This window comes from Caballeronia sp. LZ043 (assembly GCF_031451075.1).
In the GTDB taxonomy this organism is placed as follows: Bacteria; Pseudomonadota; Gammaproteobacteria; order Burkholderiales; family Burkholderiaceae; genus Caballeronia.
The window spans coordinates 1,189,673-1,208,520 of sequence record NZ_JARUXT010000004.1; the positions used below are offsets into that span (position 1 = coordinate 1,189,673).

Annotated in this window: 15 protein-coding genes; 6 read left to right on the forward strand and 9 right to left on the reverse strand. The window is 64.7% G+C overall.

Translation table 11 applies throughout. The annotated features are described in order from the left end of the window. Positions 1-34: 34 nt before the first annotated feature. Genes selB through fdhE form a run of 3 tightly spaced genes read right to left on the reverse strand, consistent with a single transcriptional unit; the run spans position 35 to position 4,373 of the window. Entirely contained in the window at positions 35-1,954 is a 1,920-nt protein-coding gene (selB, locus tag QCE64_RS33020) for a selenocysteine-specific translation elongation factor (protein WP_310008357.1), read from the reverse strand. Continuing rightward, positions 1,951-3,405 (reverse strand): L-seryl-tRNA(Sec) selenium transferase, encoded by a 1,455-nt coding sequence (selA, locus tag QCE64_RS33025; protein ID WP_310008359.1) that lies wholly within the window; start codon positions 3,403-3,405, stop codon positions 1,951-1,953. The genes selB and selA overlap by 4 nt, the downstream gene beginning before the upstream one ends. Then, on the reverse strand, positions 3,402-4,373 hold the full coding sequence (gene fdhE / locus QCE64_RS33030; RefSeq protein ID WP_310008361.1) for a formate dehydrogenase accessory protein FdhE: 972 nt from the start codon (positions 4,371-4,373) through the stop codon (positions 3,402-3,404). The genes selA and fdhE overlap by 4 nt, the downstream gene beginning before the upstream one ends. Positions 4,374-4,589: 216 nt before the next feature. Here fdhE and QCE64_RS33035 point away from each other — a divergent pair, with 216 nt between their 5' ends. Next, entirely contained in the window at positions 4,590-4,904 is a 315-nt protein-coding gene (locus QCE64_RS33035; protein WP_310008363.1) for an AbrB/MazE/SpoVT family DNA-binding domain-containing protein, read from the forward strand. Here QCE64_RS33035 and QCE64_RS33040 read toward each other — a convergent pair. Genes QCE64_RS33040 through fdnG form a run of 3 tightly spaced genes read right to left on the reverse strand, consistent with a single transcriptional unit; the run spans position 4,868 to position 9,528 of the window. Then, entirely contained in the window at positions 4,868-5,518 is a 651-nt protein-coding gene (locus QCE64_RS33040) for a formate dehydrogenase subunit gamma (RefSeq protein ID WP_310008365.1), read from the reverse strand. The genes QCE64_RS33035 and QCE64_RS33040 overlap by 37 nt on opposite strands. Next, positions 5,505-6,449 carry a formate dehydrogenase subunit beta gene (gene fdxH / locus QCE64_RS33045; protein WP_309820995.1) on the reverse strand — a complete coding sequence of 315 codons (945 nt, stop codon included), beginning with the start codon at positions 6,447-6,449 and terminating at the stop codon, positions 5,505-5,507. Before fdxH ends, QCE64_RS33040 begins: the two co-directional genes overlap by 14 nt. A 10-nt stretch (positions 6,450-6,459) precedes the next feature. After that, positions 6,460-9,528 carry a formate dehydrogenase-N subunit alpha gene (gene fdnG / locus QCE64_RS33050; protein ID WP_310008367.1) on the reverse strand — a complete coding sequence of 1,023 codons (3,069 nt, stop codon included), beginning with the start codon at positions 9,526-9,528 and terminating at the stop codon, positions 6,460-6,462. 223 nt (positions 9,529-9,751) lie between these two features. On the opposite strand from fdnG, the gene QCE64_RS33055 reads away from it, so the two are divergent. The 3 genes from QCE64_RS33055 (at position 9,752) to QCE64_RS33065 (ending at position 13,733) form a co-directional block, all read left to right on the forward strand. After that, complete coding sequence (locus QCE64_RS33055) at positions 9,752-11,095, forward strand: YihY/virulence factor BrkB family protein (protein ID WP_310008370.1); 1,344 nt, start codon at positions 9,752-9,754, stop codon at positions 11,093-11,095. Between the two features lie 313 nt (positions 11,096-11,408). Next, on the forward strand, positions 11,409-12,578 hold the full coding sequence (locus tag QCE64_RS33060; protein ID WP_309927002.1) for a porin: 1,170 nt from the start codon (positions 11,409-11,411) through the stop codon (positions 12,576-12,578). Between the two features lie 198 nt (positions 12,579-12,776). Beyond that, a complete protein-coding gene (locus tag QCE64_RS33065; protein WP_310008372.1) occupies positions 12,777-13,733 on the forward strand; it encodes a glycerophosphodiester phosphodiesterase family protein in 957 nt (318 codons plus the stop codon). Between the two features lie 3 nt (positions 13,734-13,736). Here QCE64_RS33065 and QCE64_RS33070 read toward each other — a convergent pair whose 3' ends face one another. Next, positions 13,737-14,600 (reverse strand): proteasome-type protease, encoded by an 864-nt coding sequence (locus QCE64_RS33070; RefSeq protein WP_310008374.1) that lies wholly within the window; start codon positions 14,598-14,600, stop codon positions 13,737-13,739. A 170-nt stretch (positions 14,601-14,770) separates the two neighbouring features. On the opposite strand from QCE64_RS33070, the gene QCE64_RS33075 reads away from it, so the two are divergent. Then, a complete protein-coding gene (locus tag QCE64_RS33075; RefSeq protein ID WP_310008376.1) occupies positions 14,771-16,363 on the forward strand; it encodes an exonuclease domain-containing protein in 1,593 nt (530 codons plus the stop codon). Positions 16,364-16,379: 16 nt separating this feature from the next. Here QCE64_RS33075 and QCE64_RS33080 read toward each other — a convergent pair whose 3' ends face one another. Then, positions 16,380-17,123: an SDR family oxidoreductase gene (locus QCE64_RS33080; protein ID WP_309935184.1), complete on the reverse strand. Its 744-nt coding sequence runs from the start codon at positions 17,121-17,123 to the stop codon at positions 16,380-16,382. Between the two features lie 129 nt (positions 17,124-17,252). Here QCE64_RS33080 and QCE64_RS33085 point away from each other — a divergent pair, with 129 nt between their 5' ends. Next, positions 17,253-18,176, forward strand: a complete 924-nt coding sequence (locus tag QCE64_RS33085; protein ID WP_309927013.1) for a LysR family transcriptional regulator — start codon at positions 17,253-17,255, stop codon at positions 18,174-18,176. Positions 18,177-18,319: 143 nt separating this feature from the next. On the opposite strand, the gene QCE64_RS33090 is transcribed toward QCE64_RS33085, so the two are convergent. Then, entirely contained in the window at positions 18,320-18,778 is a 459-nt protein-coding gene (locus QCE64_RS33090) for an HU family DNA-binding protein (RefSeq protein WP_309821010.1), read from the reverse strand. Positions 18,779-18,848: the final 70 nt, after the last annotated feature.

Genomic DNA, 18,848 nt, shown 5'->3' on the forward strand with positions numbered 1-18,848 from the left:
AACCCGGCCAGGGACAGGACGGATCAGACGGACATCAGACGGACTCGTGCCAGCGGCTGTCGGTGCGCAACAGGTGGAGGTCGCGATGGAATCGAGTGTATCCAACCCGGTCGAAGAACTCCAAAAGCTGTATTGCGCGCTTGCGGCCGAGACCCGTTGCATCGCGGAAATGGGCCGCACCCAGCCCGCCGCCCTGCGCCGCCGCCTGTTCGGCCACGAGCCGCGCCAGTGCGCCGATCGTCGCGCGGTCGTAGAACAGGTCGCGCACCACCTGATGCGCGTCGCCACGCCGCGCGAGTTTCTTCAGCAGCCGGCGCATGTCCTCTTCCGCGACGCCGTGCGTTCGTGCAAGATCGCGCACCCACGGCGGATCGAACCGGCCTTGTTGCAGCGACGCCAGCACCGCGTGCGCCAGCGTTTCCTCGCGCGCATCGAGCGTCACCGCGTGCGTCGGCAGATGCAGCCATGGACCGCTTCGCGCAATCGTCTTCTGCGCCACGGCGTCGTCGACGAGCGCGCGCCACAGTGCATCCGGCGCGAGCGGCGCGGCCATGCGGCGCAGGCGCGCGACGTCAGGGCCCTGTTCATCGGGGAAGCGTGCGTGAAACGCGCCCAGCGCGTCGATGAGCCGTGCGTTCAGCACGTTCCAGTAAGCAGCCGACACGTAGAGCACATCGTTCTGCAGCGGAATCTCGCGCATGTCGGCCGGCAAGGCGAGCGCCGCCATCGGCACGCCGCACAGATGCTCGATCAGCGAACGCGGCAGGCCGTAAGGCGCCTGTTCGAACAGCGCATCCACACGCTGGGTATCGAGCCACGCCGCGAGCGCATCGAGCCAGGCGCGGCGTTGCGGCGTGCGGCGCTTACTGGCAGGCGCGAACGGATCGAGCACGCGGCCGCCGCCGACCGTGCGGCTCGCCTGCGCATTGCGCACGATGAAGCGGTCGCCGGGCAGCGCGCACACCGGGGTATCGAAGACGAGCTGCACGCGCGCCGTGTGCCCCGGCTGCAAGGTGTCGCCGTCGAGCAGCGCGACGTGCGCCACGCGATGCGTCGTGCCGAGATGAACATGCAAGGGCGACCAGTGCTGGAGCGTGAGAGCCGCATCGTCGAGCAGGCTCAGTTCGACGTCGATACGCTCACACGCACGCGCCAGCCGCGCATCGACGATCCAGTCGCCGCGACCCAGCGCATCCTTCTCGATGCCAGCGAGATTCAACGCGCAGCGTTCGCCCGCGCGGCCCGTCTGCGTCGCGCGATTCTGCGCATGAATGCTGCGCACCCGCACGGCCTCGCCCGAGGTTCCGCGCGGCGCGAGCGCGCACACGTCGCCCGTCGCCACGCGGCCCGCGAACACCGTGCCGGTCGCGATCGTGCCCTGCCCCGCCAGCGTGAACACGCGATCCACCGCCAGCCGGAACCAGCCGTCGTCGCGGCGCGCGCGCTCGTGCGCCGCCGCTTCGTGCAGATGCGCGGCCAGCGCGGCGACGCCGGCATCGTATTCGCGCGTGGCGTCGGTATCGAAGCGCGGCGCCGCATGCAGCGGACTGCGCGCGAGCAGCGCGTCGATGTCCGCCTGCACCTCGCGGCGGCGCGCGGCGTCCACGCGATCGACCTTCGTCACCGCCACCGCGCCCCGCGTCACGCCGAGCAGTTCGAGGATCGCGAGATGCTCGCGGGTCTGCGGCATCACGCCGTCGTCGGCGGCGATCACGAGCAGCGCGAAGTCGATGCCGCACGCACCCGCCGCCATCGTATGAACGAGTTTCTCGTGCCCGGGAACGTCGATGAACCCGAGCACGCCGCCGCCTGCCAGCGGCATGTACGCATAGCCCAGTTCGATGGAAATGCCGCGCTCCTTCTCTTCCTTCAGACGGTCGGTATCGACGCCCGACAGCGCGCGCGTGAGCGTCGTCTTGCCGTGATCGATATGTCCCGCCGTGCCGACGATCATCCTTCTTCGCCTCGCGCGCCCGGCCCTCGCAGTTGCGCGATGAACAAGGTTTCGTCGCCTTCTTCGAGGCAGCGGAGGTCGAGCCGCAAGGCGCCGTCGGCGATGCGTCCGATCACGGGCCGCGGCAACTCGCGCAGCCGCTTCTCGATGCGGTTCAACTGGCTGCCCGGACGCTTGCCGTTCGCGAGGCGCACGGCCAGGCCGTAGCTCGGCAGGACATCGACGGGCAATGCGCCGCTGCCGATCTGGCTGAACATCGGTTCGGCGCTCACGACGAAGGCATCGCCGATCCATTGCTGCAGCGCGGGCTGGATGCGTTCGGCGCAGAGACGCATGGCGTCGGCGGGACGCGTGAGCAGGCGCAACGTCGTCAGGCGTTCGCGGAGATTCTCCGGTGCCCGATACAGCCGCAACACGGCTTCGAGCGCCGCGAGCGTCAGCTTGCCGACCCGCAGCGCGCGCTTCAGCGGATGCTTCTTGATCTTCGCGATCAGCTCGCGACGGCCGACGATCAGCCCGGCCTGCGGGCCGCCCAGCAGCTTGTCGCCACTGAAGGTGACGAGATCCGCGCCGGCGTCGACGGTCTCCCGCACCGTCGCTTCGCGCGGCAGGCCCCACTGCGCGAGATCGACCAGCGTGCCGCTGCCCAGATCCACCGCGATGGGCAAATCACGCGATTTGGCCAGCGGCGCGAGTTCGGCGAGTGTCACTTCCCTGGTAAAGCCGGTGACGGCGTAGTTGCTGCAATGCACCTTCATCAGCAGGGCGGTCTTCGGGCCGATGGCTTCGTCATAGTCCTTGAGATGCGTGCGATTCGTCGTACCGACTTCGCGCAACCTTGCGCCTGCGCGGCTCATGATGTCGGGAATGCGGAACGCGCCGCCGATTTCCACCAGTTCGCCTCGCGACACGATCACTTCCTTGCGCGACGCAAGCGCCGACAGCGTCAACAGCACGGCCGCCGCATTGTTGTTGACGACGGTCGCTGCCTCCGCGCCCGTCAACTCGCAGATGAGGCCGTTGATGAGGTCATCGCGATCGCCGCGCGCTCCGGTGTCGAGATCGAATTCGAGGTTCGCGGGCCGCGTGAGGACTTCCGTCACCGCGCTGACGGCTTCGTCCGGCAGCAGCGCGCGGCCCAGATTCGTATGCAGCACGGTTCCGGTGAGATTGAAGACGCTGCGCACCGCGCTGCGCGCCCGAGCCGAAAGCACCGCGCTCACCGCTTGCGCCAGTGCGGCGTCGCTCAATGCATCGACGGTTGCCCGGCCGGCCTGCGCATCGCTGCGCCAAGCATCCAGCGTGGCGCGCAGGGCCGCGAGCGTCTGTGTGCGTCCATGGGCGGCGATCACGTCCGCGAATTCCGCCGCGCCCAGCACGCGCTCGACCGACGGCACGCGCGCCATCAACGCACGCAGTTCACCGCCGTCGCTTCCCCGGACGTCGCTCATGATTCGTCAGGCTGTTCGGGCCACAGCCAGGGATGCGGCGCGGCACGGCGATAACCGGCATCGCCCATCAACAGGTCGAGTGTGAGGCTCGCGAGATCGTCGGCGTAGGGTTCGAAGTCGAACGCCTTGTCCTGGTAGCCGATCTTGCGATACGTGCCGCATTCGTCGCACGACTCAGCCTTGAGCGCCGCGCGTTTCGCCTGCTCGGCCTTGTCGTCCTCGCTTTCGTCGCCCGTGCCCATCGCGTGATAAGCGATGCCCTTGGTCGAATCGCAGTTCGTGCATTTTGCGCGGACCACGTGCAGCTCCGTCGCGCACAGCCCGCACTGCACATAGCGATACCCTTCATACGGACCGCCGACGCGCACGATGCTCGCCACCGGCACCGAGCCGCACACGGGACAGACGCCGGGCGCGTCGAGGTAGGGCACGTCGCGCATGTTGACGCGGCTCGCGAGATCGGTCCAGACGACTTGCAGCGCCGCCGCGACGAAGGGCGCGGCGGCCGGATCGATCTCGGCGAAGCGCAAGGCAAGGATGGCGTCGGCCTGATTGTCGAGCGTGGCGGTGTCCATCGTGCGCAGACGCGCCACCAGTTGCACGAGCGCGGGCGTCAGCGCGCCAGCCGCCTCGATGCCGTCGAGCAGCATGAACAACACGTCGCGCCAGGCGGGATCGCGGTGATCGGTGAGTGCGGGGATGATCGGCATCGAATGCCGCTGATTCATTTGAATCGATTCGCGCGCGGGCATCGGCGCCTGGAACTGGGACAGAACGCGCTGCTGCGTGTCAGCGAGCGCGGACATCAGCCGCAGATAGCCGCCGATGGGACTGCTCGCATCCGCGAGTTGCAGCAGCCGTGCGGCGCGTGAAGCGAACACCGTGGCACGCTCGGGCATGCGCAATCTAGGGATCGCCGAGGGATCGAGCGACTCGATCTCAGCGGCTTCGATGATGCGTTGGACCACGGCGGCTCCTGGATGGAAGTATCGGGCAACAAGGCAGTCTGTTCGAACGGACACGCGCGTCAAGCATAGCAGTATCCATGCGCGCGCTCAGAGCAGTCTGAAATCACTGTGTTTTGCTTAAAAACACGTTGCAAGGGCCGCCTGAGAGAAAGACATCGCGTCGATGAGCGCTACGATTTCGCGTAGCTTGAGTCAAGACACGTTGAGGAAATCAAGATGGAACTGTCGATTCAGAAGTGGGGGTATAGTGCCGCTTTGCGTTTGCCCGCCGCGCTGCTCGAGCAAGCTCGCGTCACCATAGGTGACAGGCTCGTCGTTGAGATCCGTTCGGAGGGAATCGTGCTTGCGCCGGCACGACCCCGATACTCTCTGGATCAGCTTATCGCGCGCTGCGACTCCAAGGCACCGGTTTCCGATGACCTGGTGAATTGGATCAGCATCAAGGACGCGGGACGTAAAACATCCTGCTCCCGCCTGAGCCTGAGACGAACCCCCTACTTCCCGATCATCTCCCGAAACCACCTCGGATGATGCTTCCGCGCCCATCCGAACGTGACCGTGCCGCGCGTCATCGCGCCGATCGATCCCTTGATCCACAGCGCCGCATAGATATGCACGATGATCGACACGATCAGCACGAAGGCCGTCGCCGCATGCACGATCGACGCCACGCGCACCACCGTGATCGGAAAATAGAACGCGAAGTAACGCCGCCAGATCACGATCCCGCTCAGCAGCAGCAGCACGAGACTCGCCACCATCACGAAAAACAGCAGCTTCTGCCCGGCGTTGTACTTGCCGATCTCCGGCAACCGGTCCTCGCGGTTCGTGAGCACGTCGCCGATCTGTTTCATCCACTGCACGTCGTTGCGGTCCAGATAGTTGTGATGCCAGAACCGCAGCGCGAGGATCAGGAACGACACGAACATCACGCAGCCCACAAACGGATGCAAGATGCGCGTCCACTGTCCGCCGCCGAACACCGCGTAAAGCCACGCCATCGAAGGATGAAACATCGCGAGCCCGGAGAGCGCGAGCAGCACGAAGGTGATCGCGGTGATCCAGTGATTCGTGCGCTCGTTCGGCGTGTAGCGCTGTATCAGCCGATGCCCCTTGACGTCACGCAGTTCGCTATCGTGTTTCATCGCTTCGCTCCTGTCCGCCCTCACGGCGGTGACGCACTTCATCCGCCTCGCGCTGCGCCTCGATTTCGTCTTCGTCGCTGACTTCGTTCGGCCCGATACGCGTGTAATGGAAGAACCCGGCCAGCGCCGCAATGCCGATGCCGATCATCGCCAGCGGCTTCGTCACGCCCTTCCAGATCGACACCAGCGGACTGATATGCGGATCCTTCGCCAGACCGTGATAAAGCTCCGGCTGATCCGCGTGGTGCAGCACGTACATCACGTGCGTGCCGCCCACGCCCGCCGGATCGTACAGTCCGGCATGCTCGAAGCCGCGTTCCTTCAGGTCCTCGACACGCTCCGCCGCCTGCTGCTGCATGTCCACCTTGGTGCCGAACATGATTGCGCCGGTCGGGCAGGTCTTGACGCACGCGGGCTCCTGTCCCACCGCGACGCGGTCCGAACACAGCGTGCACTTGTACACGCGATGATCTTCCTTCGAGAGCCGCGGAATATTGAACGGACAGCCCGTGATGCAATACCCGCAGCCGATGCAGTTCTCCTCGTGAAAGTCCACGATCCCGTTGGTGTACTGCACGATCGCGCCCGGCGACGGACACGCCTTCAGGCAGCCCGGATCCTCGCAGTGCATGCAGCCGTCCTTGCGGATCAGCCATTCGAGATCGCCCTTCGGGTTCTCGTATTCGGTGAAACGCATCACCGTCCACGAGTGCTCGGTCAGGTCGCGCGGGTTGTCGTAGATGCCGGTCGTGTGACCGATGTCGTCGCGCAGGTCGTTCCACTCCATGCAGGCCGTCTGGCACGCCTTGCAGCCGATGCACTTCGACACGTCGATCAGCTTCGCGACCGTGCCCGTGACGGGCACGCGGTCGCCGGGCGGCGGCGTGGTGGTGGCCGAGAGGCGCTTGATATCCAGCGATTGCAATGCCATGCCGTCCTCCCTATGCCTTTTCCACTTTCACGAGAAACGACTTGAACTCCGGCGTCTGCGAGTTCCCGTCGCCTACGGAAGGCGTCAGCGTGTTGACGAGATAGCCCGGCTGCGCGAGGCCCTTGAAGCCCCAGTGCAGCGGCAGGCCGACGGTATGGACCTTCTTGCCCTCCACCATCAATGGCTTGATGCGCTTGGTGACGAGCGCCACCGCGACGATATGTCCGCGATTGCTCGATACCTTCACGCGGTCTCCCGCCACTACGCCCACTTCCTTTGCGTGTTCCTCGCCGATCTCCACGAACTGCTGCGGCTGCACGATCGCGTTCAGGCGCGCGTGCTTGGTCCAGTAGTGGAAGTGCTCGGTCAGACGATAGGTCGTGCCGGTGTTCGGGAACTTGTCCGCCGTGCCGAACGCCGCGCGGTCATCCGGAAACACGCGCGCCGCCGGATTGCTCGTCACCGCCTTGTTGTCCGGGAAGAACGGGTTATAGCCGATGGGCGTCTCGAACGGCTCGTAATGCACGGGGAACGGGCCTTCGTTCATGCCGTCGCGGGCGAAGAAACGCGCTACGCCCTCGGGGTTCATGATGAACGGGCTCATGCCCTTGTCGGGCGGTTCGTCGACCTTGAAGTCGGGGATATCCGGACCGGTCCACGCGCGCCCGTTCCATGCGATCAGCTTGCGCGACGGATCGAAGGGCTTGCCGTTCACGTCGCACGACGCGCGGTTGTACAGCACCCGCCGGTTCGCCGGCCACGCCCAGGCCCAGCCGAGCGTCTGGCCGATGCCGGTGGGGTCCGCGTTGTCGCGCCGGCCCATCTGGTTGCCCGCCTGCGTCCACGAACCGCAGAAAATCCAGCAGCCGCTCGCGGTCGAGCCGTCGTCGCGCAATTGCGCGAAACTCGCCAGCTGCTCGCCTTGCTTCGCGAGCACCTTGGTCTTGTCGGCGGGATCGGTGACATCGGCGAGCGCGCGGCCGTTGAACTCCATCGCGATCTCTTCCGGCGTCGGGCTTTCCGGATCGGCGTAGGGCCAGCTCATCTTGAGGATCGGATCGGGATACGCGCCGCCCTTTTCCTGATAAGCGCGACGCATGCGCAGCCACAGACCCGACATGATCTCCAGGTCGCTGCGCGCCTCGCCCGGTCCCACCGCGCCCTGCCAGTGCCACTGCAACACACGCGACGAGCTGACCAGCGAGCCGCGTTCCTCCGCGAAACAGGTCGTGGGCAGCCGGAATACCTCCGTCTGGATCGTCGACGAATCGACATCATTGAACTCGCCGTGGTTCTTCCAGAACTCGGACGTCTCGGTCGCGAGCGGATCCATGATGACCAGCCACTTCAGCTTCGACAGCCCGAGCCCGACCTTCGCCTTGTTGGGCGCCGCGGCCAGCGGATTGAAGCCCTGGCAGATGTAGCCGTTCATCTTGCCCGCGGCCATCAGCTCGAAGACCTGCAGCATGTCGTAGGACTTGTCGAGCTTGGGCAGATAGTCGAAGCCGAAGTTGTTGTCGGCGGTGGCGTTCTCGCCCCACCATGACTTCATGAAGCTCACGTGGAACGCCCGATAGTTCTTCCAGTAACTCAGCTGGTTCGGCCGCAACGGCTGCGACGCGCGCTTCGTGATGTAGTCGTCGAAGTCCTGTTCGGCTTCCATCGGCAGGGTCATGTAGCCGGGCAAGAGGTTCGACATCAGGCCGAGATCGGTGAGGCCCTGGATGTTCGAGTGCCCGCGCAGTGCGTTCATGCCGCCGCCCGCTATGCCGATGTTGCCAAGCAGAAGCTGCACCATCGCGCCCGTGCGGATCATCTGCGCGCCGACCGAATGATGCGTCCAGCCGAGCGCGTAGAGAATCGTGCCCGCGCGATTCGGCGCGGCGGTCGTGGCGAGCATCTCGCAGACCTTGAGGAACTTGTCGGTCGGCGTGCCGCAGACCTTGGTCACCATCTCCGGGGTGTACGAAGCGTAGTGCTGCTTCAGCAGGTTGTAGACGCAGCGCGGATGCTGCAAGCTCGGATCGGTCTTCACATAGCCGTCGTCGCCGCGCTCGTAGTCCCAAGTCGACTTGTCGTACTTGCGATGCTCGGCGTCATAGCCCGAGAACAGGCCGTCCTTGAACACGAAGTCCTCGCGCACGATGAACGACATGTCCGTGTAATTCTTCACATACTCGTGCTGGATCTTGTCGTGCGTGAGCAGATAGTTGATCACGCCGCCCAGGAACGCGATGTCCGAGCCGGTGCGGATCGGCGCGTAAAAATCCGCGACCGATGCCGTGCGCGTGAAGCGCGGATCCACCACGATGAGACGCGTCTTGCGATGCGCCTTCGCTTCGGTCACCCACTTGAAGCCGCACGGGTGCGCCTCGGCGGCATTGCCGCCCATCACGAGAATCACGTCCGCGTTCTTGATGTCGACCCAATGGTTCGTCATCGCTCCACGGCCAAACGTCGGGGCAAGACCTGCCACCGTCGGGCCATGTCAGACACGCGCCTGATTGTCGAATGCGAGCATTCCCCAGCTGCGCACCGTCTTGTGCGTCAGATAGCCGACCTCGTTGCTGCCCGCCGACGCCGCCAGGTAGCCCGAGGTCAGCCAGCGATTGACCGTCTTGCCGTCCGCCGTCTTCTCGACGAAATTGGCATCGCGGTCTTCCTTCAGAAGCGTAGCGATGCGGTCGAGCGCGTCCTCCCACGACATCCGTTTCCACTCGCTCGATCCAGGCGCGCGGTATTCCGGATGAAGCAGACGGCTCGGGCTGTGAATGAAGTCGATGAGCGAGGCGCCTTTCGGACAGAGGGTGCCGCGATTGACCGGATGATCCGGGTCGCCCTCGATGTGGATGATGCTGGCCTTGGCGTTCTTGGCGTTGTCGCCGAGGCCATACATCAGGATGCCGCATCCGACTGAACAGTACGGACAGGTATTGCGCGTTTCCGTGGTGCGCGACAGTTTGTATTGCCGGACTTCGGCAAGCGCGGGAGCCGGAGAGAAGCCCATTGCCGCCAGGCTCGATCCGGCGAGCGTGCTCGCGGAGACCTTGAGGAACTGTCGCCGTGACATTTGGAGCATGATTGCCCTCGGCGTGTCGTAAAGTGGGTTTCCAGAGTGTAAGGGTGCTCGGTGACACCTGCAGTAAAGATGCAGTGGCGGCAGCGTCTTCATGTCCGGAACGTCCCGATGAAGCAATGTACGCGCCTGAGACGCATGCCTCCTGAACGTTCTGGAATGGAACCTGCTCTCCCGACCTCAAGTCCGGGCGCCCTGCGCGTCTTACCGAACCGAGAGGTCCGCCATGAGTTCCGTGTCAACGCAGAAGATCGAAGCCGCCGTCAGGAAAGATGCATCTTGGGCCGTCGGCGCGCTCAAGAAGTTTTCCGAAGACCGCTGCGCCGCCATGGCGGCAAGCATTGCCTTCTATTCCGCCTTCTCGCTCGCGCCGACGCTCGTCATGGTGATCGCCGTCGCGGGCTGGATCTTCGGGCCGGAGGCGGCGCGCGGGCAGTTGTTCCATCAGGTCAACGGCCTGATCGGCGATCAGGCGGCTGCGGGCGTGCAGAGCATCGTCGAGAATGCGCACCGCAGCAGCGGCACGGGCATCGCCGCGATCATTTCGTTCGCGCTGCTGGCCATTGGTGCGTCGGCTACTTTTTCTTCACTCAATACCGCGCTCAACCTCGTGTGGCCGATGACCGGCGAACAGCGCTCCGGCGTCTTCGCGATGGTGCGCGTGCGGCTCGTGTCGTTCGGTCTGGTGCTGGGTGTCGCTTTCCTGCTGATCGTGTCGCTGGTGCTCGATACCGCCATCCAGGCCGTCGGGATGTGGCTGTGGGGCGAATCGCCCTTTGTGATCATCGGCGATATCGTGCAGATGGTGGTCGGGCTCGTGATCCTGTCGGCGGCCTTCGGCGGACTGCTCAAGTTCCTGCCCGACGCGCCGGTCGAATGGCGCGATGCGCTCGTCGGCGGGCTGGTGGCCGCGGTGCTGTTCTCCGCGGGCAAGAAGTTGTTCGCCGTCTATCTGACGCATGCGGGCACGGCCAGCGCATTCGGCGCGGCGGGTTCGCTCGCGGTGCTGTTGATGTGGCTGTATTTTTCGGCGGCTGTCCTGCTGCTCGGCGCGGAATTCTCGGCGGCGCGGGCGCGTCTGCATGATCCGCGCGGCGCATGGGGCATGCAGAACAATGGCAAGGTGCCGCCCGGCAGCCGCGCGAAGATCGGCTCGCTGCTCGCGTCCTCGACGCGTCCCGCAACGCCCGCCAATGCGGCAAGTGCCGCCGCCCTGCCCGCCACGGCCGCCAGCATGCGTCCGGATGCCCCTGTGAGCGCGAGCGCGCGACGCGTCATCGGTGCGCGCGCCCAGCATGCCCAGCAGTTGACCGGTCAGGCGCGCAAGAAAGTATCGGCGGTTGCGCGGGCGCTCGAGTTGTCGCGCAAGCTCGCGCGAGCCGAATCGACAGCGACACGCGCCACCGCAATCGCCATGATCGGCGCGACCCGCAAGGCGTCGAACGCCAACCAGGCGGTGCGCCGGCATCCGTGGCGCGCAGTGTTGGTGGCGGCGAGCGCCGGCATGGCAGTGGCGCTGCTATCGCGTCGCGACACGTCACGATCGTCAGAAGAAATAACCCGCGATTGATCTCGTGCGCCAATCATCCGCAACGGCCCAAAAAAGCAAACTCGAAAAGGCCGTTTGTTATTCAAACAGAAGGTAATCGAATAAAGCAGCGCAGTTGAAGTTTCGCCATGCCGGCGCTCGTGCGGAACTTTTCGAGGTGCCTTCTGTCGTCGGTCATCTGCTTTCAAACTTGCCGCAAACCCTTTACTGGCTTGTGTTGCATCAAGTGTGTGTTTTTCGAGACAATCTATATTTTTTCATTTCTAAAGTTTCGAAACGTTGCGTTATTCTCTGCGCCAGCAACAACATATTAAACATTCGCGTGGAGAATTCGATGAAGAAATTCGCACTGACGTCCCTGTCGCTGGCACTGCTCGGCGCGGCTGGCGCAGCTCAGGCCCAAACGAGCGTGACGCTCTACGGCGTGATCGATGCGGGCATTGGCTATGTGAGCCATGCAAACGCGAACGGCGACAAGCTGGTCGGCATGATCAACGGCAACCTGTCCGGCGACCGTTGGGGCCTGAAGGGTCAAGAAGACTTGGGTGGCGGTCTGAAGGCAATCTTCCAGTTGGAAAACGGTTTTGACGTTGGCACGGGCCAACTCGGACAGGGCGGTCGCGAATTCGGCCGTCAGGCATTCGTCGGTCTGTCGGGCAATCAGTGGGGTACGGTCACCCTCGGTCGTCAATACGACCCGCTGGTTGACATGGTCCAGGGCATCACGGCTGACAACTACTGGGGCGCCATCTTCGCAACGCCGGGCGACATCGACAACTACGACAACTCGCTGCGCGTGAGCAATGCGGTCAAGTACGTTTCGCCGAACTTCGCAGGCTTCCAGGTTGAAGGTCTGTACGGCGTGTCGGGCGTTGCCGGCGCAACCGGTCAAGGTCAGACGTGGTCGGGTGCAGCGACGTACAACAACGGCCCGCTGGCTATCGCAGGCGGCTACTTCTACGCGAACAACCCGAGCGCCGGCCGCACGCCGCCGACGGGCGCAAGCGGCTGGACCAGCTCCACGTCCGACGCACTGTTCGACGGCCCGATCAACAACGCCTACGCTTCGGCTCATGCCATCGGCATCGCTCGCGGCGCGGTGCAGTACTCGATCGGCGCATTCACGGTCGGCGGTTCGTACAGCAACTCGCAATTCAAGGCTGACGGTGGTTCGCGCTTCGGTTCGGAACACTTCAACACCGGCAACGGCTTCGTGAACTTCCAGGTCACGCCGGCTCTGTTGACGGGTCTGGGCTACACCTACACGAAGGCAGGCGGCGATACGTCGGCGACCTACCATCAGGTCAGCCTCGGCGCCGACTACTCGCTGTCGAAGCGCACGGACTTCTACGCTGTTGCTGCTTACCAGCACGCAAGCGGCGACCAGCGCGATGCAACGACGGGTACGGTGAACTCGGCACAAGCGTCGATCGGCTCGTACGGCTACGAAAGCGGCCGCAGCCACCAGGAAATGGTCATCGTCGGCGTTCGCCACAAGTTCTAAGAACAACCGGCTCGCGCGACATGCAGATGTCGCGCTGGCAGGACCGCAAGACGCTCGAACAGCCATCGGCATGCCGATGGCTGTTTTTTTTGCGCGTCAGTAACGTGACAAATGGTTGAATCGAGCGGGTGGAAGATCACATCGCTCGATGATCGCGGCAGAATCTCCCGAACCTCAAGCCGTTCGGAGTCTGATTCGATGCCGTTTCGCCACGCCGCCGCGTTCGCCGCTGCCCTTGTTATCTGCATCGCCGTGGCGGGATGCGGGGCCGCCCGCAGCGACGATTCCCCCGCCGCGCCGATGATCATCGCGCATCGCGCAGGCGCAGCCGATTTCCCCGAGAACACGCTGCTCGCCATCGAAGGCGCGCTGAAGAATCATGCCGATGCCATCTGGCTGACCGTGCAGCTCACGCGCGACGGCGTGCCGGTGCTGTATCGTCCGGCGGATCTGTCGGCGAATACCGAAGGCCAGGGCGCGGTCGCTGACACCGATCTCGCCTCGCTCGAACGTCTCAATGCAGGCTGGCGCTTTGCGCGCATCGATGCGGCTGGCGTAACGCGCTATCCGTACCGTGAGACACCGCTGCGCATTCCCACGCTCGCGCAAGCCTTGCGCGCGATTCCGCCCGGCGTGCCCGTCATGCTCGACATGAAGGCGCTGCCGGCCGAGCCGCAAGCCGCAGCGGTAGCGCGCGTGCTGAACGAGGAAGCCGCCTGGACGCGCGTGCTGATCTACTCGACGGACGCGTCCTATCAGGAGGCCTTCGCTGCGTGGCCGCAAGCCGTGCTGTTTGAATCGCGCGATGCCACCCGGGCGCGGCTCGCGGCCGTCGCACTGGAACAGACCTGCGAAGCGCCCCCGCCTCCCGGCACATGGACCGCGTTCGAGTTCGAAAGAAAGATGGAGCTCGTCGAAACCTTCACGCTGGGCGAAGCGCGCACGGCAGTGACAGCGAAGCTCTGGACGCCCGACGCCGTGCGCTGCTTCGGCGCGCGAGGCAAGACCCGGATCGTCGCGATCGGCATCGACACGGCGGAGGACTACCGCGCCGCCGCGTGTCTCGGCATCGATGCCGTACTGGTGGATTCGCCGTCGAAGATGAGCGCCGTGAAAGCGGCGCTGCCGTCGTCCTGTGCGGCGGGCATGAGCTGATGACTATTGCCGCGGCGCGCTGCCCGAAGGCACGTCTTCGGCCAATGTCTGCGCGGGCGCTTCGGGACACGGCAGATCGCCGATAACGAGCCGCGGCACCGTGTTGCGCGCATCGCGCGGACGCAGCGGCACGTTGCCGGGCTCGGTCCACGCGGGATTAGGGATCTCGCCGAACAACTGCCGCAGGCGCTCGCCCCACGTCTTGTTGATCATCTGGTAGTAGGCGCTGTTGCTGTCGAGCGTGGCGAAGCGCGTCACGCACAGCGCGTCCTTCTCGTACACCAGCAGATCGAGCGGCAAGCCAACGGACAGGTTCGAGCGCAGCGTGGAGTCCATCGAAATGAGGGCGCACTTGGCGGCTTCGTCGAGCGGCGATGCCGGCGTGATGACGCGGTCGATGATCGGCTTGCCGTATTTCGATTCGCCGATCTGGAAATACGGCGACACCCGCGTCGATTCGATGAAATTGCCCGCCGCGTAGATCATGAACAGGCGCGGCGGCTGGCCGCAAATCTGTCCGCCGACAATGAAACTGCAATTGAAGTCGACGCTGAACTCCGCGAGCGACGACGCATCGCGCCGATGCACCTCGCGCACCGCGTCGCCGACGACCCGCGCCGCCTCCGGCATGGTCGCGACGCTGTAGAGCGTGGGCGCGCTCGGATCGGACGGTTCGGCGAGCAGTTGCGTGACGGCCTGCGTGATGGCCAGGTTGCCCGCCGTGAGCAGCACGAGGACGCGCTCGCCCGGCTGTTCGAAGACCACCATCTTGCGCGCGGCGCTCACGTGGTCCACGCCGGCGTTGGTGCGGGTATCGGAGAGGAACACGAGTCCCTCGTCCACGCACATACCCACGCAATAAGTCATGTCGATCCATCCTGAAGCAAGCAAAACGTCATTGTACTGAGCGCGCCTGCGCATTTCATCCAGCGCGCTTCCGAGCGCTTAACGGCACGGCACGACCGTTTTTTCAGGGCGTTGGCGAGACCAAAAGGCGTTTCGCGCTAGACTTCCTGCTTCACGCCCCGCGCCTCATCATGTCCGAAGTCCCCGAAGCAATCGAAATCAGCGACGCTCTCGCCGATGCCCTCCTCGCCGGCCTTGCGCGTCCCATCGTGTTCGTCGATCTGGAAACCACCGGCTCGAATGCGACCGAAGACCGCATCACCGAAATCGGCGTGGTGGAAGCGAGCACGGCGGGTATCGAGCGCTGGAGCGTGCTGGTCGATCCCGGCGTGCCGGTGCCGCCGTTCATCGCGCGGCTGACCGGCATCGAAGACGCGATGTTGCGCGGCCAGCCGAGCTTCGCATCGCTGGCCCCGGCGCTGGCCGAGCGGCTGCAAGGCAAGCTCTTCATCGCGCACAACGCGCGCTTCGACTACGGCTTTCTCAAGAACGAATTCCGTCGCGCGGGCATCGCCTTTCGTGCGGATACCTTGTGCACGGTGCGGCTGTCGCGGGCGCTGTTTCCGTCGGTCGAGCGGCATGGCCTCGACGCGCTCATCGCAAGGCTCGACCTCGCGCCGACGGGACGCCATCGCGCGCTCGCCGACGCCGATCTGCTCTGGCAGTTCTGGCAGAAGATCCACGCGCTGTACTCGCAGGATCTCGTCAATAGCGCCATCAAGGCGCTGGTGCGCCGCGCGAGCCTGCCGGCCGCGCTGCCCGAAGGCACGCTCGATACGCTGCCCGCGACGCCCGGCGTCTATCTCTTCCACGGCGACGACGATATTCCGCTTTACGTCGGCAAGAGCATCAACCTGAAACAGCGCGTCACGGCGCATTTTTCGGGCGATCACAGGCTTGCCAAGGATCTGGCGATCTCGCAGTCCATCCGCCGCATCGAAACCCGTGAGACGGTCGGAGAACTCGGCGCGCTGCTGCTCGAAGCGAAGCTCGTGAAGGATCTGAAACCGGCGCATAACCGGCTGTTGAAGGGCGCGTCGGGCGCGTGCGCCTGGCAATGGCTGCCGGGCGCACCCGCGCCGGTGCTCGTGAAAGCAAGCCGGCGCGATCTGTCGCGGGAGGATCAGCTGTTCGGCGTCTTCGCGACGCGCGCAAAAGCGCATGCCTTCCTGCGCCATCTCGCCGATGAACACGCGCTCTGTCCCGTGACACTCGGTCTCGAGAAAGCGCCGCTATCGCGCGGACGCGGCTGTTTCGGCTATCAGGTGAAGCGCTGCCGGGGTTCGTGTGCAGGCATGGAAAGCTTCGCCGATCACGCCACGCGCGCGCTCGACGCGCTGCAAAACGCACGTCTCGTGCGCTGGCCGCATGAAGGACCGATCGCCATTGCCGAACGCAACGAAGGTTCGACGCAGGAAGCGTGGCATGTGATCGATCGCTGGTGCTACCTCGGCACCTGTGCCAAACGCGAGGACATCGCCGCGCTGCTCGACGATGCCCCCGACCTGCGTCCGTTCGATTCCGACGTGTATGCGCTGATCGCTAAACGCCTCGCGGCGGGCCGGCTCGAATGGATCGCGTGCGATGCGCGGCCGGGATTCCATCTCATCGCCCAGGAGCCGCCCGCAAGCGTGCGCCGCGCGACCCATGCGGCAAAAGTAAAGGCAACGCACCCGGCACGACGCCGCGCCCCCGCCGAGGCACAGTTCGCGCTGAGCTTCTGAGCTTCGGAACGCCCGTTTACGCGAGTCCGCCGTTCGCGCGCAGCACCTGGCCGTTCACCCAGCCCGCGTCCGGCCCGACCAGGAACGCAACCACCGACGCGATGTCGTCCGGCTGCCCGAGCCGCTCCAGCGGCGCCATTTTCGCCATGCCCGCGATCTGCTCGTCGGTCTTGCCGTCGAGGAACAGCGACGTGGCCACCGGCCCTGGCGCCACCGCGTTCACCGTGATGCCGCGCCCGCGCAGTTCCTTCGCGAAGACGTGCGTCATCGATTCGACCGCTGCCTTGGTCGCGTTGTAGATCGCGTAGCCGGGCATGTTGAGGGCCAGCGCCGTGCTCGAGAAGTTGACGATGCGTCCGCCCTCGCCCATGCGCGCCGCAGCCTCGCGCAACGTGTTGAAGGTGCCGCGCACGTTGATGTCGAAGGTCTGGTCGTAGAGGGCATCGCTGGTGTCGGCGATGGGCATCGTCTTCATCACGCCCGCGTTGTTGACGAGGACATCGACCGCCCCGAGCTCGGCCTCGACCGTCGCGAACATGCTGCGCACTTCCTCGGCATTCGCGACGTTCGCACGCACCGCAAGCGCCACGCCGCCCGCTTCGCGCAACTCGGCGACGAGCGCATCCGCCTCCTTCGCACTCGATGCATAGTTCACCGCGACGGCAAGGCCATCGCGCGCGAGACGCCGCGCAAGCTCCGCACCGATACCGCGCGATGCACCCGTGACGATGGCCACGCGCTGACGTTCCGTCTTGTTCATGCTGCTGCTCCTTGAAGAGTGAGGTTCGATGAGCAGCATGATGAATCATTCCGTTTCCGCGATCATCGGGCGGGGCTTAGTATCATCGTTCCATCTGCTTCAACAATCCTTCATCGATATCGAACCGCCATGGATCGCTTCCAGGAAATGCAGGTCTTCGTGCGCATCGCGGAGCGCCATAGCTTCACGCAGGCCGCCGACGACCTGCAGATGCCCCGCGCCACCGTCACCAATCTGATGAAGCGCATGGAGGAACGGCTCGGCGCGCGCCTGCTCGAACGCACGACGCGCACCGTGCGCCTCACGCACGACGGCGAAGCGCACTACCAGCGCTGCGTGCGGCTGATCGCCGATCTCGAAGAAGCGGAAGGATCGTTCCGTCACGCCGAACCCAAGGGCCTGCTGCGCGTGAACCTGCAAGGCACGCTCGCGCGCACCTTCATCATGCCGGGGCTGCCGGCCTTCATCGAACGCTATGGAGAGATCGAGCTGCATATCGGTGAAGACGACCGGCTCGTCGACCTCGTGCGCGAAGGCGTGGATTGCGTGCTGCGCGCGGGCACGTTGCAGGATTCTTCGATGATCGGCAAGCGCGTTGCATTGCTCGAACAAGTGACGGTAGCGAGCCCCGCGTATCTCGCGCGGGCGGGTATGCCGCACGATCTCGAAGCGCTGATGTCGCATCGCGCGGTGAACTATGTGTCGAGTGCGACGGGACGCGTGGTGCCGCTGGAGTTCAGCGTGAGAGACCGCATCGAGGCAGTCGAACTCAAGGCGACGGTCTCGGTGACCGGCGTCGAGATGTACACGCAGGCGGCGCTCGCAGGCTTCGGCATCGTGCAGGTGCCGCGTTATCACATCCATGATGCGCTCGCGGAAGGACGCCTTCAGCTCGTGCTCCCGGACTTCGCGCCGCCGCCGATGCCTGTCTCGGTGCTCTATCCGCATAGCCGGCAGTTGTCGGCGCGTGTACGGGTTTTCGCGGATTGGGTGAGCGCGGTCTTCAGCGAAACCGATCACGCGTTGCTTGGCCTGGCGTCGAATCACGCTTGAAAGCAAGCATGAAAGTCAAAGAGGCCAGTACCCCACGCATGGGGTACTGGCCTCTTTTCACGAAGCTTCGCGTGCGCCGAACCTGACGGACGCGAACTTCGAACGCAACGTCAAAGCATCAGAGCATCAGAGCATCAGAGCACTCATGCTGCTGCGTCCTTCAGCTTCTTCAGCGCGCGTGCCTTGATGCGGACGCTTGCCGGCTTGGCCGGGAACCAGCGCTCGGTGCCCGTGAACGGGTCCTTGCCGAAGCGCTTCTTCTTGGCCGGAACGGCTTGAGCCGAGATCTTCAGAAGACCCGACAGCGTGAATTCGCCGGCGCCCTTCTTGTGGATCGAACCGAGGATGGTGTCTTCCAGCGCGACCATCACGGCCTTGACTGCCTTCACGTCCACTGCTGCGCGCTCGGCCAGATGGTTCGCGAGCGATGCCTTCGTGAACGTATCCTTGACCGGCGACAGTGCGCCCGTGGTGGTCTTCTTGGCAGCGACTTTCTTGACGGCAACCTTCGGTGCTGCAGCTTTCTTCGCCGGTGCGGCAGTCTTCGCCGTGGCTTTCTTGGCCGGGGCTTTCTTGGCAGCGGTTTTAGCGGAAGTCGGCATGTTTCTCCTACCTGTTTTTTGGTCAGTGATATTCGAATACGTTCGCACCGATGCGTTCGTATCACGCCGG

Excerpts from the sequence above, each read along its gene's own strand:
- QCE64_RS33035 (WP_310008363.1), top strand. The coding sequence starts at position 4,590 with ATGGAACTGTCGATTCAGAAGTGGGGGTATAGTGCCGCTTTGCGTTTG.
- QCE64_RS33040 (WP_310008365.1), bottom strand. The coding sequence starts at position 5,518 with ATGAAACACGATAGCGAACTGCGTGACGTCAAGGGGCATCGGCTGATA.
- QCE64_RS33090 (WP_309821010.1), bottom strand. The coding sequence starts at position 18,778 with ATGCCGACTTCCGCTAAAACCGCTGCCAAGAAAGCCCCGGCCAAGAAA.
- selB (WP_310008357.1), bottom strand. The coding sequence starts at position 1,954 with ATGATCGTCGGCACGGCGGGACATATCGATCACGGCAAGACGACGCTC.
- QCE64_RS33085 (WP_309927013.1), top strand. The coding sequence starts at position 17,253 with ATGGATCGCTTCCAGGAAATGCAGGTCTTCGTGCGCATCGCGGAGCGC.
- selA (WP_310008359.1), bottom strand. The coding sequence starts at position 3,405 with ATGAGCGACGTCCGGGGAAGCGACGGCGGTGAACTGCGTGCGTTGATG.
- QCE64_RS33070 (WP_310008374.1), bottom strand. The coding sequence starts at position 14,600 with ATGACTTATTGCGTGGGTATGTGCGTGGACGAGGGACTCGTGTTCCTC.
- QCE64_RS33075 (WP_310008376.1), top strand. The coding sequence starts at position 14,771 with ATGTCCGAAGTCCCCGAAGCAATCGAAATCAGCGACGCTCTCGCCGAT.
- QCE64_RS33065 (WP_310008372.1), top strand. The coding sequence starts at position 12,777 with ATGCCGTTTCGCCACGCCGCCGCGTTCGCCGCTGCCCTTGTTATCTGC.
- QCE64_RS33055 (WP_310008370.1), top strand. The coding sequence starts at position 9,752 with ATGAGTTCCGTGTCAACGCAGAAGATCGAAGCCGCCGTCAGGAAAGAT.
- QCE64_RS33080 (WP_309935184.1), bottom strand. The coding sequence starts at position 17,123 with ATGAACAAGACGGAACGTCAGCGCGTGGCCATCGTCACGGGTGCATCG.
- fdxH (WP_309820995.1), bottom strand. The coding sequence starts at position 6,449 with ATGGCATTGCAATCGCTGGATATCAAGCGCCTCTCGGCCACCACCACG.
- QCE64_RS33060 (WP_309927002.1), top strand. The coding sequence starts at position 11,409 with ATGAAGAAATTCGCACTGACGTCCCTGTCGCTGGCACTGCTCGGCGCG.